Source organism: Qipengyuania sphaerica (genome assembly GCF_019711595.1).
Taxonomy (GTDB): Bacteria; Pseudomonadota; Alphaproteobacteria; order Sphingomonadales; family Sphingomonadaceae; genus Qipengyuania; species Qipengyuania sphaerica.
Window position 1 is genome coordinate 189,466 of the sequence record NZ_JAIGNR010000003.1, and the last position, 15,518, is coordinate 204,983.

Consider the following 15,518-nt stretch of genomic DNA (forward strand, 5'->3'; position numbering starts at 1 on the left):
GAAATGGCACGAGTGCTTGTTACCGGGGCGGCGGGCTTCATCGGCGCGGCCGTGGCGGAGCGCCTGTGCTCGCGCGGTGACGAGGTGCTCGGCATCGACAGCCTCGACAACTATTACCAAGTCTCGCTGAAGGAAGACCGCATCGCCCATGTGCGCGAGGGCGCAGCCGGGCGCTTCGTTTTCAAGCGGGTCGACTTTTCCGACTGGGACGCGCTTTCCGCCGCGCTCGAAGGCGAGCATTTCGACAGCATCATCCACCTCGGCGCGCAGGCAGGCGTGCGCTACAGCCTCGAAAATCCGCATGCCTATGCACAGGCGAACCTGATGGGGCATCTGAACCTTCTCGAAGTCGCCCGCGCGCGCGGTACTGCACATATGGTCTATGCCAGCTCGTCGAGCGTCTATGGCGGCAACGACAAGCTGCCCTTTGCGGTAGAGGACCGCGTCGACCACCCCGTCTCGCTCTATGCCGCGACCAAGCGCGCGGACGAGCTGATGAGCGAGACCTATGCCCACCTCTACCGCATCCCGCTCACCGGCCTCAGGTTCTTCACCGTCTACGGTCCATGGGGGCGCCCCGACATGGCGCTCTGGCTGTTCACCGAGGCAATCCTCGCCGGCCGCCCGATCAAGGTCTTCAACCAAGGCGAGATGTGGCGCGATTTCACCTTCATCGACGATATCGTGAACGGTGTCGTCGCCTGCCTAGACAGCCCGCCTGCCGACAACGGGGAAGAAAAGGCGGGCGGCAGCGTGAAACCGCATGCGCTCTACAATATCGGCAACCACCGCAGCGAGAAGCTGACCCGTGTGATCGAGTTGATCGAAGAGGCGTGCGGGAAGAAGGCCGAGGTCGAGCTGCTCCCGATGCAGCCGGGCGATGTCGAAAAGACTTATGCCGATATCGACGCGATCCAGCGCGACATCGGTTACCAGCCGACGACCACCATCGAACAGGGCATCCCGCGATTCGTCGAGTGGTACCGGGAGTACCACGGACTCTGACCGCTAGGCGGTAGCCAGCAAGTCGCAAATCCGCTGTGCGGCTTTCCCGTCGCCGAAGGGATTATGTGCGCGGGCCATGTCGGCATAGGCGTCCGGATCGTCGAGCAGGCGCTCGGTTTCGCGCAAGATGGCCTCGGCATTGGTGCCGACGAGCCTCGCCGTGCCCGCCTCCACGCCTTCGGGCCGCTCGGTGGTTTGGCGCATCACCAGCACCGGCTTGCCTAGCGCGGGCGCCTCTTCCTGCACTCCGCCGCTGTCGGTTAACAGGAGTGTGCTGATGGAAAGCAGCCGCGCGAAATTCGGATAGTCGAGCGGTTCGACCAACGCGACATTGTCGAGGTCCTTCAGCTGCGCCTCCATCACCGCGCGGACCTGAGGGTTCATGTGCATGGGGAAAATAACCGCAACATCATCCCGTGAGGCGATACGTTTAACCGCAGTGGCGATATCTCGCATGCCCTCGCCGAAATTCTCGCGCCTGTGGCAGGTCAGGCCGATGATGCGCTTGCCCGCAAATCGCCGTTCGAGCTCGGCAAGGCCCGAAGCCAGCCCCGGTTCTTCCTCGATCCGCCGTGTCACCCATTGCAGCGCATCGATCACCGTATTGCCCGTGACATGCACGGAACCGGGATCGACATTCTCCCCCAGCAGCGCATCCGCGCTCGCCTGCGTGGGCGCGCAGTGCAGCTGCGCGAAGATCCCGATCACGCGGCGGTTCACTTCTTCGGGCCAGGGGTGATGGATATCGCCGCTCCTGAGGCCGGCTTCGACATGGCAGACAGGGATCCGGCGGTAATAGGCGGCGAGGCCTGCAGCCATGGCCGTCGTCGTATCGCCCTGGACGACCACCCAATGGGGCTTTTCCGCGTCGAGCACCTGGCCGATCGCCACCAATGCACGCGCGGTGAGCGCGTCGAGCGTCTGTCCGGCAATCATCAGGTCGAGATCGTGCTGCGGCTCAATCCCCGCTAGCGACAGGACCTGGTCGAGCATCTCGCGATGCTGAGCCGAAACGCAGGTGAGGTTCTCGAAGCGCGGATCGGCTTCGAGCGCGTGGATGACCGGAAACAGCTTGATCGCTTCGGGACGCGTGCCGAAGACCGTCAGAATGCGCGTGACCCCCATGCGCCCTGCCTAATAGCAAAGCGCTGGGAGACAAGGATAAATTCAGCCTCGCGGCTCAGGAATCCGGATCGCCCGTAACCACTTCGGCATCGGGATCAGACTCCGGATCGGCCACCGGATCGGGGAGCGCATCCTCTTCGCCGGGGAGCGGCTGGTTGCGCTCGGCTTCGAGCCGCGCATTGTACTCGGCCTCGATCATCTCGACTTCGGCCTGCGTGCGCTCGGCATCCTCATCGATCGTCGACAGGCGCTCGGCACGCTGCGCAGCGATCACGTCGCTGAACCGCACATCGGTGGAGTTTTCCTTGTCGGCATAGGCGTTGCGGATCATTTCCTGGGTACAGCCGGTCACCCCGCCTGCGCCCGCGGGCGAGCACGACATGATGCCGAAAGCGCCGACCATTTCGAGGCGCTCCACGCGGTTGACCCAGGCTTCGGCCTGGGGGCCGTCGGTGAAACGGAGCGATTCGGGGATGCGATAGCGTTCGCTCTCGGCCTGCCTTGCGCAGACGATGATCGTGCCATCGTCACTCGTCGGGCATTCGTCGTCGCCATAGACGATGACCATGTTGTAGCTTTCATCGCCCGTATCGACCTGGGTTTGCGCGGCGAGCGGTACGGCCGATGCTGCAAGGCCGATGGCTGCGGTGGCGATAAGATAGCGGGTCATTGTGAGCCTCTCGGTTGGAACGGCGGCGATTAGGCGCTCGGCCGGATGAATTGCTTATGAAGCGAGCGAAGGGGGGTGCGCGTTCCCGTCAGATACGCTCCGAAATCTTTATTGCGGCCTTGCAGCCGAGGCGGATGAGGCCGGAAAGCAGCGGATAGGCGGGCGCGCGCTCGGCACCTGCGGCCAGCGCGGCATCGCGGTGTTCGCGTTCGTCTTCGCGGAACTCCTCGATCATGGCGGCGAGCTCGGGATCTTCGTTGGTCGCCTCCAGCTTGTCGAGCTGCTTCGAATAATGCTTGTCGATCTCGGTTTCGACCGCAGCGGTGCAGGCCATGGCGGCTTCCGGACCGATCAGTGCGGTTGCCGCGCCAACTGCGAACCCGGCCTTGTCCCAGAAGGGCTGGAGCGCGGTCGGCCGCACGCCGCGCCGCGCCATCAGCGCATCGAATTTCGCACGGTGCCCCGCTTCCTGTTCCGCCATGCCCGCAATTTCAGCCGAATCGGGGCCGCGGTCGCCCATCACGGCAAGCTGGCCCGCGTAAATGCGTGTCGCGCCGAATTCACCCGCCTGGTCGACGCGAATCATCCGGGCGATATGGTCTGGCGTTTTCGTCATGCGGCACCATCCTTGCGCAGCTGGTTGAACACGAACAGGCTCGCCGCAACCGAAATCAGGAAGTTGAACCCGGCGAGGCTGATCCCCAGCAGCGACCAGGGAGCCTCGTCGCAGCGAACTACGGGAGCTTCCATGATCGCATCGAGCGCGCTTTGCCCCTCGCCCGTGTGCGGAATGGCGGCGCAGGAAGTGATCCCTTCCCACCAGCCGTATTCGACTCCGGCATGGAAGCCGCCGATCAGGCCCGAAGTCAGGATTCCTCCTGCTGCGAGCGCGACCCACAGCTTCTTCGGCGGAGTGAGGAAAGCAAGGAGTGCCAGCGCGACTGCGGCGAAATGCGGCCAGCGCTGCCACCAGCACATTTCGCACGGATAGAGGTCGAAGCCGTATTGCGAGATATAGGCGCCCACCAGCAAGGCTGCGGGCACGATCAGCGCGACGCGCTGGGCCAGTCGCAAATGCGGAGTATCGGTCATTGCGCGCGCAGCGCTAGCGTCACTTCTTGCGGCTGGCAACGGCGCTCGGCGTGGTCCGGCGCAGCGTCTCGACCGCATAGTGTAGCTGGAAGTCCTCGATACCCCGCGCTTCGAGTTCTTCGGCAGTCAGCTGGAAGCGCGGATCCTCGCGAGTGTCGCTCTCCATGTCCTCGTCCTTGATGCCGAGCTCGTTGATCAGGTGGCCGCGCAAGTCGCTTTCGCGCATGGTGAACTTGGTGCGCTTGGCCAGGTCCGGATCGGACAGCTGCGGGACCTTGATGTCGGGCTTGATGCCGCCTTCCTGCACCGAGTGGCCCGAGGGCGTGTAATAGCGCGCCGTGGTCAGCTTGAGAGCAGCATCGCGGCCCAGCGGCAGGAGCGACTGGACGCTGCCCTTGCCGAAGCTGCGCTGGCCCATGACGACTGCACGGCGATGGTCCTGCAGTGCGCCGGCAACTATTTCGCTGGCCGAGGCAGACCCGGCATCGATCAGCACCACGATCGGCAGGCCTTCGGCGATATCGCCGCGGAAGACCGTTTCCGCGTCATAGGTGATCGATTCGCCGCGGGCGCGGCCACGCTGCGAAACGATCTGCCCCTTGGTGAGGAAGAGGTCGGACAGGGCGACAGCCTCGTCGAGCGAACCGCCCGGATTGCTGCGCAAATCGAGCACGAGCCCGTTGAGGCGGCCGGTCGACTGCGATTGCAGGTCCTTCCACGCTGCAAACACGTCTGCGCCGACATCGCGCGAGAACTCGTTGACCATGATGTGGCCGATATTGCCGTCCTGCAGTTCCCAGGTGACCGGTTCGAGTTCGATCACGCCGCGGATGACGTCGACTTCCATCGGCTCTTCGGCACCCGGACGGAAGATTGTGAGGCGGATCGAGGTTCCGGCCTTGCCGCGCATGCGCGCGACCGCTTCGTCGAGTTCGAGGCCGTAGATCAGTTCGCCGTCGAGATGGGTGATGTAATCGCCTGCCTTGATGCCCGCCTTGTCGGCCGGGCTGCCGCGGAAGGGAGAGATGATCTTGACCGCGCCATCTTCGCCCACGACCGAGAGGCCGAGGCCCGAATAATTGCCGTCAATCATGGTTTCGAGGCGCTGGAGGTCGCTGCCGTCGAGATAGGCGGAATGCGGATCGAGCGCGGCGAGCATGCCCGAGATTGCGCCGTTGATCAGCACGTCATCCTCGACCGGCTCGACATAGCTTGCCTTCACCCGCTGGTAGACCGCGAACAGCTTGGAGAATTCAGGCCCTGCACTGGCTTCGACACGGGCCAGCCCCGCGGTAGTCGCGGGCACGAGGGCCACGGCGGTGACAAGGGCAGCCGAACGGGCAAGGGCGGCGAATTTCATGGTGATCACATCTCCAGACAATCGGGCAAGTCTATCGCGCATCGGCTGTGAATGGAAGATGAGCCGCAAAGTGCCCGGCTTGCGAGCGTTTTTCTGCGAATGTCCCGTTTCGGCCCGTTCAACGCAGGCTGTCGAGCGGATTGACCGGCTTCCCGCCGCGCCGCAGTTCGAGCGCGATCTCGGGCCCGGTCCTCTCGGCGCGGCCGAGGGGGGAGCCTGAACGCAGGACCTGCCCCGTGGTGACGGCAATCTCCGCAAGCCCCGTTACGAGGCTGGTGTAACCGCCTTCATGCTCGATGATGACGATCCGGCCGTAGCCTTCGTAGGCGCCGGCAAAGGCGACGCGGCCCGCTCCCGGAGCGACGACGAGCGCACCGGGCCTCGGGGCGATCACGATGCCGGGACGACGCGATCCGGCCTCCATGCTTTCCCCGAAACCCGCAGTAATACTGCCGGCAACGGGCAGGACGTAAGTCCCCAGGGCCGCAGATGCGTTCCTGCCGCGGCCCGGCGAGGGGACTTTTGCCGAGGCCGGGTCGGCGGGGCGCGCGACGGGTCCGTCCAGTGCGGAAAGGCGAGCGCGGATCGCCTGGCGCTGCTCGAAACCGCTTACCAGCGTATCGAGATCGCGGGCCTCCTCCGCCAGTACGACGGCGCGCTCGGCTTCGCGGCTTGCCCCGCCGGCGGCGCGCGCAGCAAGGACACGCTCCTTTTCGGCAAGTGCGAGCGTGTCGCGGCGCTGCGTGTCGAGGCGCGCTTGCGCATCGCGGCGCTCGGCAAGGCGCTGGCTGCGCTCGCTCTCGAGGCCGCGCGCGCGATCAAGATCGCCGCGCAGTGAGGCCGTGCGCTGGCGGACCACGGGAATGGTGCTGCCGAGCACGGCGCGGGTATGGACGACATCGCGCAAGGAACCGGGCTGGAGGACGGCGAGGGCCAGCGGTCGGCGCGCCATCGTCTCGAGCGCGGCAGTTAACCGGGCGACAGGCGCACGCCGCCTGGCCAGATCGCGCGACAATTCGCGCCGCTCGCGCTCGATCAGCGACAATTCGGCTTCGGCGGCGGCGACGCTCGCTTCGGCTTGCTGGACCCGTGCCGCCAATGCGGCGGCTTCGACCTGCGCCTTGCCTGCCGCCTCCTCCGCGCGTTCGGCCTCCTGTTCCAGCCGTTCGGCGCGCTGGCGGGCGCTGCGCTGCTGGGCGCGTGCAATCGAGAGCGCCTCGCGCGCCTCAGCCGGAGACTGCGCGCTTGAGCCGGATTGCGCAGTTAGCGGCGCAAACCCCTGCAAACCAAGGATAATTGCCAGGGTGACGGCAAGCAGTATGGCGGCGGCGCGGTTCATGACGTCACACCCCTGCCCGATTATCCGCTGCGATGGTAGGGGTGACCGGCGATGATCGTCGTGGCGCGGTAAAGCTGCTCGGCCAGCATGGCGCGGACAAGCAGGTGCGGCCATGTCGCCTTGCCGAAAGCGAGCAGCAAATCGGCCTCGCGCCGCTCCTCCTCCGAATGCCCGTCGGCCGCGCCTAACACGAAACGGCACTCGCGCATCCCGTCATCGCGCCAGCGTTCGAGCGTTTCGGCCAGCTTTTCGGAGGAAATGTCCTTGCCCCGCTCGTCGAGCAGGACTGTCTTGTACGGCGTTTGCGGATCCGGAATGCGCCCGCCGGTCTCGGGCAGTTCGGTGAACTTCACCGGCCAAGTCAGCCGTTTCTCATACCGCGCGACGAGATCGGCCTCCGGCGAACGCGCTATCTTTCCGCGAGCGATGACGTGAAGAAGCAAAAGCAAACCCCTGAAACTCGTGGGTTCCTGGTCACGGCAGTCAAAGGGCGACTACCCGCCCGCAGGCGCTCGACGCGAAGGCGTCGAAACAGCGCCGAGGACGCGCCGACGGAGGTCGGCGCGAAAAACAGACTACGCCGTGCCGGCCACCGGCGGCGCATCTCCGAACGCCCACATGCGTTCGAGGTTGTAGAAGCTGCGCACTTCGGGGCGGAACAGGTGGACGACGATGTCGCCCGCGTCGAGCAGCACCCAGTCGGCCGCCGGAAGCCCTTCGAGCTTCACCGGACCATAGCCGTTCTGCTTCAGCTTTTCGGCGAGTTTCTGCGCGATCGAGGCGACCTGGCGGGTCGAGCGGCCGGAAGCGATCACCATGTGATCGGCAATCGAGCTTTTGCCTTCCAGATCGATCGTCACGACTTCCTGCGCCTGGTCGTCATCGAGCTGCTTGAGCACGAAATCGAGCAGTTCGTCCTTTGCCGGCTTAGTCATGCGCACGACTTTCGCAGTTTCGGTTCCGGCGGCAGCCGGAGAGGTTTGCGCCTGAGTCATAGGCGTATGCGGTACTCCTGATTGTGGGAACGAGGTGCATGGAAATAGTAACGCGCATCATGGCGTAACCGTTTCCTCCCCTGATGGGATGAGGCTATGTGTCACCTGGTCTCGCGGGGAAAAGCCGGCGTGGCGCGATGCCCAGTCGGGGTCGGCGCGGCGGATGGCCGTTGCCGAACGCGGGTCGGGATCGAAACGCAATGTCACCAGTGCCGGTGCGCTCCATTCGCCCCCATTTGCAAAGCTGGCTAGAGGAACCTGAAAGCGCCTGAGCCAGGCCATCGCGGGGCTTGCGACAGCATCCCCGTCATAGCCGGGCCGCGCGATGACTGCAATCGGCATCCTTCGCGCTATTCCCCGCCAATCGCGCCAGAGATGGAATTGCGCGAGGTTGTCGGAGCCCATCAGCCAGACGAATTCGCGCTTGGCAAAGCGGCGCTGCAAGGCGGTTAGCGTATCGACCGTATAGCGCGTGCCCAGCTCACGCTCGATTGCCGTGACGCGGATCGGCGCGCGCTTGGCCTGGGCCATCGCCGAGGTCACGCGCGCGGCAAGCGGGGCCATACCTTTCTTCGGTTTCAGCGGATTTCCGGGGGAAACCAGCCACCAGACCTCGTCGAGGCCCAGTGCCTCTCGTGCAAACAGGGAGATTCGCCGGTGCCCGCCATGCGCCGGATTGAAGCTGCCACCCAAAAGGCCGATGCGAGAGCCACGCATTGCCATGGAGTTCAGCGGTTTCCGGCCAGAAGCATAAACGGCGCCTAACAGCTTCCGGCGCGCCTGTCAGGTCGTGTGAACGTTCTCGAATCGGCGAAACATAGTTAACGTTTCGGTAATTTTTGAACCGGGCAATTTGTCGAAAATTTTGCTGCGATGAAACGCTTCACCGCATCAACTACTCCACTCGTGGATTCCACGGGAACTCGGATTCGATTTTGTTAAGATTATCCCATACGACCGGTCCAAGGGATAAAGACCAAGGGACGGGTCGTTTTGGACACACTCAACGCCAAGAGCGGTTGGCTAGACCGCATCAACAGCTGGTTTCCGGACCGTGAATTTTTCATGCGTTCGGAAGGCCAGGTTCGCTTCATCACCATCAGCTCGCGCGTGCAGAAAGCCGCCGCCGCGACTGCTGCCGGCGTAGCGGTCGTCTGGGCTGCGTCGCTGGGTGTCGCCGGCTGGGCGCAATACAGCGCCAGCGCCGACCGCGAAAACCTGCTGAGCCGTGAAGCCAAGGTCGCCACCTCGGAAGAACGCCTCGCCGCCTATGGCGACAATCTCGAAGCCGTCAGCTCCGATCTCGACCGCCGGATGGAATTCATCGAAGGCGTTGCCGAACTCCTGCCCGCCGACATGAAGGTGGACACGCGCGTGAGCGATTCCTCGGGTGAAGCCGCAGCTACGGTTGAAAAGGTCAGCGCCGCATTCCCGCAGGCCGCCGAACTCGCCCGCATCGAAGCCCGCCAGCTCGCCGTCGTCGAAGGCCTCACTCGTTATGCAGACTGGCGCGCCAAGCGCGCTGCCGACGCGCTCAAGAAGCTTAGCCTCAACCCCGACACCGTCATCCGCCGCAGCGAACGCCAGGCGATGGGTGGTCCGCTCGAGGGCCTCGCGACAGGCGCCGACGGCACAATCGATCCGCGCTTCGAACGTCTCGGTCTGTCGATGGCGCGCATGTCGGCCCTGGAAAACGCCCTCGATGGTGTCCCGCAATTTGCGCCTGCTGCCGGCGGAGTGACTTCGAAGTTCGGTTTCCGCCGCGACCCGTTCAATCGCCGCGCCGCGATGCATAACGGTATCGATTTCCGCGGAGCAATCGGCAGCCCGATCTACGCCGCCGCCAAGGGCCGCGTCAGCTTCGTCGGCTGGAAAGGCGGCTATGGCAAGACCGTGGAAATCACCCACGGTAACGGCCTGATGACCCGCTATGCCCACCTCTCGCGCTTCAATGCCAAGGTCGGCGACCGGGTCGCTGCCGGTGAACGCATTGCAGGGATGGGCAGCACCGGCCGCTCGACGGGTTCGCACCTGCACTTCGAAGTCCGCATTAACGGGCGTCCCGTCAACCCCCGCACCTTCCTGGAGACTGCCCCCAATGTTCTCGAAGAAATCCGCCGAGCCCCAGAGCTCGCCCACGCCTCCCACTAATCCAGGACGCAGCGCCCCCATGGCTTCCAAGAATAGCTCCACCTTCTCGGTTCTCGGTTCCGATCTCGCCATCAGGGGCGACATCAAGGCTTCGGCCGATCTCCATATCGACGGCAACATCGAAGGCGACATCACCTGCACCAGCCTCGTCCAGGGCGAGACCAGCAAGGTGACCGGCGCAGTCGAGGCGGAAACCGCCCGCCTTGCCGGCACTGTCGAAGGATCAATCACCGCTCGTGAACTTGTGATCCTCAAGACCGCCAAGATTACCGGCGACGTCTTCTACGACGCACTGACCATCGAGCAGGGTGCGCAGGTCGAAGGGCGTTTCGCCCACCGCGACCCGAAGAAGGGCGCGCCTGCAGCCACTCCCAAGGTGGAAGGCCAGGCCAAGCCCGAGCTCCAGCTCGCCAACTGAGTCACTCCGTTAGGAGAGGATTGGGCCGCCCCGCGACAGACGGGTGCGGCCCTTTCTTTTGTCCGGTTCAGACGCCGACTTCGGCGCGCAGGGCCTTGCGGTCCAGCTTGCCGATGATGGTCTTTGGCAGATCGTCACGGATGACGACGCTTTCCACCCGTTCGTGCTTGCCGACGCGGGCATTGAGCCAGCCGGCCAGCTCCTCGCCGGTCACCTGCTCGTCGTTCAGCGTGACATAGGCCCGCGGACGCTCGCCGAGGTAGGCGTCGGGCACGCCGATCACCAGCACCTCTTTAACGCCCTCATGCTCGAGCAGCACGTCCTCGACCTGGCTCGGGAAGACCTTGAACCCGCCCACCGCGATCATGTCCTTGATGCGGTCGACGATCTCAAGGAAGCCGTCCTCGTCCATCACCGCGACATCGCCAGTGCGCAACCAGCGCTTGCCGTCGCGTTCGACGAAAGTGTCGTTGCTCGTCTCTGGCCGGTTCCAGTAACCGCGCATGATCTGCGGGCCGTGGATCGCCAGCTCTCCCGGCTCTCCTTCGGCGGCGAGCTTTTCGGGATCCTCCTTGTCGAGGAAGATGACCTCGGTGCCCATGATAAGCTGGCCGATCGTGCCCTTCTTGCGCACGCCCCTATAGGGATTGGCCGAGACCACGCCCGAGCTTTCGGTGAGGCCGTAGCCCTCGACCACGCGCACACCGGTGACTTCCTCGAAACGATTGTGCACCGGTGCGGGCATCGGTGCCCCGCCCGAAATGCAGACCTTGAGCGAGGAGACGTCGGTCCTTGCAAGCTTCGGATGGTCGAGCAGAGCCTGGAACATCGTCGGGACGCCGGGGAAACCAGTCGTCTTGTATTTCTGGATCGTATCCAGCACCTGCCCTGCATCAAAGCGCGGGACCATCGCGATTGAGGCGCCGGTCACCATGGCATGGTTGAGCAGCGCCGTATTGGCGAAGACATGGAAGAAGGGCAGCGCGCCCATGAAGACCTCGCTCGCCGCTGTCCCGAAAGGATTGAGGCCCGCAGTCTGCTGCGCGTTCATCGATAACTGCGAATGGCCGAGCATCGCGCCCTTGGGCCTGCCCGTGGTGCCACCTGTGTACTGGAGGAGCGCGATATCGTTTTGGGCGTCGATAGCGGGGAATTCTACGCCCGCGGGATCGGCGAGGACATCATTCCATGCACGTGTAGTCTGCGAATAGCCGACCTTGGCAATCCTGCCCCGCCCCAGCGTCCTGAGCGCGAGGCCCTTGTACCACGGCAGCATCGCGCCGAGCGATCCCACTACCAGTGTTTCGAGCTGCGATTGTGCGAGAACCTCGGCAGCGGTCTTATAGAGTTCGGGGACATCGACCGTAACCAGCAGCCGGGTCCCGCTGTCGGCGACCTGCCAGGCCAGTTCCTCGACCGTATAGAGGGGTGAGAAATTGACCACCACCGCGCCAGCCAGCATCGCGCCGTAATAGGCGGAGGCGTAAATCGGCACATTGGGCAGGAACAGGCCAACACGGTCGCCGCGCTCTATCCCCATCGCCATCAATCCGGCGGCGAAACGCTGCGCCTCCGTGTGGATTTCGCGGTAAGCGTAGGTTCGCCCTAGAAAATGCAGGAAGGGGGCAGCGGGATTCTTCGCCGTGGTCGCCGCCAGCATATCCGGCAGGCTCGCAGGTTCGAAGTGCGCGTCCCACGGCGTGGGATGGTGATAGGCGTAGCTATTTACATCCATGTCAGTTGCATGACCTATCTTCTCTTAAACGCAAGTAAAAAGGGCGGGAGAAGCCGTCTGCCTCTCCCGCCCTTTCATGCAATTTCCAACAAGATCAGGCTTCTTCGGCGTCCTCGCCGGCAGCTTCTGCCTCGCGCTTGGCGGTGAGCCATGCTTCGGCTTCGGCCTCCTGCGCGGCTTCGGCGGCGGCCTTTTCATTGGCATCGCGTTCGGCGCGCAGTTCCTCGATCAGCTTCTCGCGATCGCTTGCGCCGCTGGGTGCCGGTGCCAGTTCTTCACCCTCTTCGGGAGCGGGCTTGTTCTTGGCGGCCTTGGCGACCACGGCATCGAGCTCGCGCTGCGAGCACAGGCCCAGCGTCACCGGATCCTTGGGCTGGATGTTCTGGATGTTCCAGTGGCTGCGCTCGCGGATCGCGCCGATGGTGTTGCGCGTGGTGCCGATCAGCTTGCCGATCTGCGCGTCGGAGATTTCCGGGTGGTTGCGCAGCAGCCATGCGATGCCGTCGGGCTTGTCCTGGCGCTTGGAGACCGGCGTGTAGCGCGGGCCCTTGGTGCGGCTGACCGCGACCGGCGCGCGCTGCATCTTGAGGCTGTATTCGCCATCCTTTTCGCCGCGCGCGATTTCTTCCTGCGTCAGCTCGCCCGAATGGAGCGGATCGCGCCCGGTATACTTGCTGCCCGCAAGATCGTCGGCCATCGCCTGCACTTCGAGGATGTGCAGGCCGCAAAACTCTGCGATCTGTTCGAAGGAAAGGCCGGTGTTGTCGACCAGCCAGGTGGCGGTCGCATGCGGCATCAGCGGAGTGGGTTGGTCGGCCATGAAAAATGCCTTCTCTCGTATCTCAAAATAGAAGGGCCGCCCCTTTCGGAGCGGCCATTGCCCTCTCCATGTAGGCGGGAAGAGCGGATTCGGCAAGCAAATGCGCTGCAAGGCCTGCCGCAAGACTCGCTTAACGCCCTGTTGGTAATTGCGTGTCCGAGACAAATGGGGGTTTGTGATGGATTTTAAATGGGTTGCGCCGGTGATGGCGCTCGCGCTTGCCGGATGCGGAGGCGGTAACTCGCGGGACTTCACCATTGCGGTCGACGGACAGCGCGCCGACGTGGTCCAGGAATTTGTCAATATGCAGCCGGGCCTCGACCTGCCGGGTGTGCGCGCGATCACCATGGAATCGGACGGACCCAGCCTGACTTTCACCATTCCGAGCGCCGAAGGCTATGACGACGGCGAAGTGAGGATGGACTTCGCGCAGAACGGTAAGCGCACGATGATCGACGTCTCGGTCGACGTGCCGAAGATCATGATGGGCGGAGCCCAGTTCCTGAGCGAGGAGCTAGTCGAGAAAGAGCTCGAAAAGAACCTGCGCGATTGGGCGGAACGCTACAGTACCAGCCCGAACGCCAGCGTCGCCGAATTCGAGACGAACCTCGGGATCGTCGCTATCGCGGCACAGCGGGTCGATGTGGACAATATCGTCGCCAATCACGGCGCCGGGATGGATTTTGCCGCATGGGAAGGCGAAATGAGCGGCTGGGGCGAAGACAGCTCCTTGCCCGAAGGGGACTACGGCTCGGACAGTGGTTGGGCCGAATCCGGCGACGATGGCGGCTGGGGCGCCGGGCAATAAGGCCGCTCAGGCGGGTAGCGGATCGTCGTCGAGCGCGGCGAGACCTGCAAGGAATTGCTCGGTCGCCGCCTTCCAGCTGAACTTCGCACCGTAATCGGCGCAGCTGCGGCGATCGCAATAGAGCGCCGCATCGATCGCGCGGTCGAGGTTTTCGGACAGCGCGCCGACCTCGTCGACCACGATATCGTTGGGGCCGGCCACCGGATAAGCCGCGACGGGCGTGCCGCAGGCCAGCGCCTCGATCATGACGAGACCGAAGGTATCGGTGCGGCTGGGGAAGACGAACACGTCGGCCCCGGCGTAACACCCGGCGAGCTCCGCGCCCGACTTGCGACCGAGGAAGGTGGCCTCGGGGTATTTGCGCATGAGACGCTCGAGCGCTGGCCCATCGCCGACGATCACCTTGCTGCCCGGGTGCTTCGCCTCGAGGAAGGCCTCGATATTCTTCTCTACCGCCACGCGGCCGACATAGAGCTGGATGGGGCGCGGAAGGTCGGCATATTCCGCAGGCGGACGGGCGGTCGGCTCGAAACAGGCAAGGTCGACGCCGCGCGTCCAGTGATGGAGCTTTTCCAGCCCGTGCGTGCGCAGTTCGCACCGGATGCTTTCGGTGGCGACGAGCACGCGCCGTGCGGGCGCATGGAACCACTCGATATACCGCCAGAACCATCTGGCCGGCAGATGCGTGCGACGCGCGACATATTCGGGAAACTGCGTGTGATAGGCGGTCGTGAACTTCGTGCCGGTTCGCGCGCAATAGCGGCGTGCCGCCATGCCCAGCGGGCCTTCGGTGGCGATGTGAATCGCTTGCGGGGCAAATTCGCGCAATTTCTTCGAAACAGCCCCCGGAGGGCTGATTGCCAAGCGAATTTCAGGATACGTCGGGCAGGGAAAAGAGGCGAACTGGTCGGGCGACACGACCATGACGTCATGCCCCATCTCGCGCAGGATCTCGCAGGTGGTGGTGAGCGTGCGCACCACGCCGTTCATCTGCGGCAGCCAGGCGTCTGTGACGATTGCGATGCGCTGGGGCGGCTGCGTCACGACACGCGGCGCGGGCATGCCGTCTTCGGGCAACTTCACGCAGCCTCCAGCTCTTTACCGGCTGCCTGCTCCTGGCGGGCAGCGACGACGTCGGGCCAGTGCAACAGCTCCATCGTACCGTCGAAATGCTCGACCAGCGCATTGCAGCCCTCGACCCAGTCGCCGTCGTTGAAATATTCGACCTTGCGGCCCCCATGCAGAAAATCGCGGATTTCGGCGGTGTGGATGTGCCCGCAGACGACACCATCGACTCCGCGCTCTCCGGCTGCTCGGGCGACAACCTCCTCATATTTCGAGATAAACTCGACGGCGTTCTTGACCTTGTGCTTGGCCGCCTTGCTGATCGACCAGTAAGGCAGGCCAAGCAGCTTGCGGATCGCAGCGACCCAGCCGTTCAGCTTCATCATCATGTGGTAAAGAGCGTCACCCACGAAGGCGAGCCAGCGGTGCGCGAGCATGATCGTGTCGAATTCATCGCCGTGCAGCACCATCAGCTTGCGCCCGTCGGCGGTCTCGTGGAAGGCGGCGCGCAGGATCTCGACCCCCCCGAAGTTCATGCCCGAAAAGGGCCGGATCATCTCGTCATGATTACCCGGGATGTAGACGATCCGCGTGCCGCGCCTGGCACGCTTGAGGATGCGCCAGACGATGTCGTTGTGTTCGGGCGGCCAGTAGAACTTCTTCTTCAGCCGCCAGCCATCGATAATGTCGCCGACGAGGTACATGGTCTCGCTGTCGGTATGGTCGAGGAAGTCGATCAGCAGCTCGGCATTGCAGCCCTTGGTGCCGAGATGGACGTCGCTGATCCAGATCGTGCGATATTCCTGCCGCTCGCCATGCGTGCGTTCAGGAACGCTCGGTTCGACCGGCGGGAAACCGGCGACATTGGTGAAGGCGGAAAGGTCCTTGGGCAGCTGGGTCATGGGAAATCTCCCGAAGCTCTATCGGGAGTTCCA

The 15,518-nt window shown here is 64.1% G+C and carries 17 protein-coding genes; 4 read left to right on the forward strand and 13 right to left on the reverse strand.

Features of this window, described 5'->3' with window-relative positions:
• The first annotated feature begins 3 nt into the window (after nt 1-3).
• Entirely contained in the window at nt 4-1,005 is a 1,002-nt protein-coding gene (locus K3178_RS10735) for a GDP-mannose 4,6-dehydratase (protein ID WP_221571425.1), read from the forward strand.
• Between the two features lie 3 nt (nt 1,006-1,008).
• On the opposite strand, the gene wecB is transcribed toward K3178_RS10735, so the two are convergent.
• The 9 genes from wecB to K3178_RS10780 form a co-directional block, all read right to left on the reverse strand.
• Complete coding sequence (gene wecB / locus K3178_RS10740) at nt 1,009-2,130, reverse strand: non-hydrolyzing UDP-N-acetylglucosamine 2-epimerase (RefSeq protein WP_221571426.1); 1,122 nt, start codon at nt 2,128-2,130, stop codon at nt 1,009-1,011.
• Between the two features lie 55 nt (nt 2,131-2,185).
• On the reverse strand, nt 2,186-2,800 hold the full coding sequence (locus tag K3178_RS10745; protein ID WP_221571427.1) for a hypothetical protein: 615 nt from the start codon (nt 2,798-2,800) through the stop codon (nt 2,186-2,188).
• Nucleotides 2,801-2,888: 88 nt separating this feature from the next.
• Entirely contained in the window at nt 2,889-3,416 is a 528-nt protein-coding gene (locus K3178_RS10750) for a demethoxyubiquinone hydroxylase family protein (RefSeq protein WP_221571428.1), read from the reverse strand.
• Nucleotides 3,413-3,892 (reverse strand): disulfide bond formation protein B, encoded by a 480-nt coding sequence (locus K3178_RS10755; protein WP_221571429.1) that lies wholly within the window; start codon nt 3,890-3,892, stop codon nt 3,413-3,415. The genes K3178_RS10750 and K3178_RS10755 overlap by 4 nt, the downstream gene beginning before the upstream one ends.
• Nucleotides 3,893-3,911: 19 nt before the next feature.
• Nucleotides 3,912-5,252 (reverse strand): S41 family peptidase, encoded by a 1,341-nt coding sequence (locus tag K3178_RS10760; RefSeq protein WP_221571430.1) that lies wholly within the window; start codon nt 5,250-5,252, stop codon nt 3,912-3,914.
• 118 nt (nt 5,253-5,370) lie between these two features.
• Nucleotides 5,371-6,591, reverse strand: coding sequence for a murein hydrolase activator EnvC family protein (locus tag K3178_RS10765; protein WP_221571431.1), 1,221 nt, complete (start codon nt 6,589-6,591; stop codon nt 5,371-5,373).
• A gap of 20 nt (nt 6,592-6,611) precedes the next feature.
• Nucleotides 6,612-7,034, reverse strand: coding sequence for a 23S rRNA (pseudouridine(1915)-N(3))-methyltransferase RlmH (locus K3178_RS10770; protein ID WP_221571432.1), 423 nt, complete (start codon nt 7,032-7,034; stop codon nt 6,612-6,614).
• A 132-nt stretch (nt 7,035-7,166) separates the two neighbouring features.
• A complete protein-coding gene (rsfS, locus tag K3178_RS10775; RefSeq protein ID WP_247713727.1) occupies nt 7,167-7,526 on the reverse strand; it encodes a ribosome silencing factor in 360 nt (119 codons plus the stop codon).
• Nucleotides 7,527-7,643: 117 nt separating this feature from the next.
• The gene (locus K3178_RS10780) at nt 7,644-8,309 is read right to left on the reverse strand and encodes a nicotinate-nucleotide adenylyltransferase (protein ID WP_425594618.1); all 666 of its coding nucleotides are present in this window, start codon (nt 8,307-8,309) and stop codon (nt 7,644-7,646) included.
• 270 nt (nt 8,310-8,579) lie between these two features.
• Between K3178_RS10780 and K3178_RS10785 the strand changes: the two genes are divergently transcribed.
• On the forward strand, nt 8,580-9,737 hold the full coding sequence (locus K3178_RS10785) for a M23 family metallopeptidase (protein ID WP_247713728.1): 1,158 nt from the start codon (nt 8,580-8,582) through the stop codon (nt 9,735-9,737).
• A gap of 19 nt (nt 9,738-9,756) precedes the next feature.
• A complete protein-coding gene (locus K3178_RS10790; protein WP_221571434.1) occupies nt 9,757-10,155 on the forward strand; it encodes a bactofilin family protein in 399 nt (132 codons plus the stop codon).
• A 67-nt stretch (nt 10,156-10,222) separates the two neighbouring features.
• Here the strand turns inward: K3178_RS10790 and K3178_RS10795 are convergent, their stop codons facing one another.
• Nucleotides 10,223-11,890 (reverse strand): long-chain-fatty-acid--CoA ligase, encoded by a 1,668-nt coding sequence (locus tag K3178_RS10795; RefSeq protein WP_221571435.1) that lies wholly within the window; start codon nt 11,888-11,890, stop codon nt 10,223-10,225.
• 94 nt (nt 11,891-11,984) lie between these two features.
• Entirely contained in the window at nt 11,985-12,710 is a 726-nt protein-coding gene (locus K3178_RS10800; protein ID WP_221571436.1) for a DUF1013 domain-containing protein, read from the reverse strand.
• 178 nt (nt 12,711-12,888) lie between these two features.
• On the opposite strand from K3178_RS10800, the gene K3178_RS10805 reads away from it, so the two are divergent.
• Entirely contained in the window at nt 12,889-13,518 is a 630-nt protein-coding gene (locus K3178_RS10805; protein WP_221571437.1) for a hypothetical protein, read from the forward strand.
• Nucleotides 13,519-13,524: 6 nt separating this feature from the next.
• Here the strand turns inward: K3178_RS10805 and K3178_RS10810 are convergent, their stop codons facing one another.
• A complete protein-coding gene (locus K3178_RS10810; protein WP_221571654.1) occupies nt 13,525-14,580 on the reverse strand; it encodes a glycosyltransferase family 4 protein in 1,056 nt (351 codons plus the stop codon).
• Between the two features lie 17 nt (nt 14,581-14,597).
• A complete protein-coding gene (locus K3178_RS10815; protein ID WP_221571438.1) occupies nt 14,598-15,485 on the reverse strand; it encodes a UDP-2,3-diacylglucosamine diphosphatase in 888 nt (295 codons plus the stop codon).
• Nucleotides 15,486-15,518 lie beyond the last annotated feature (33 nt).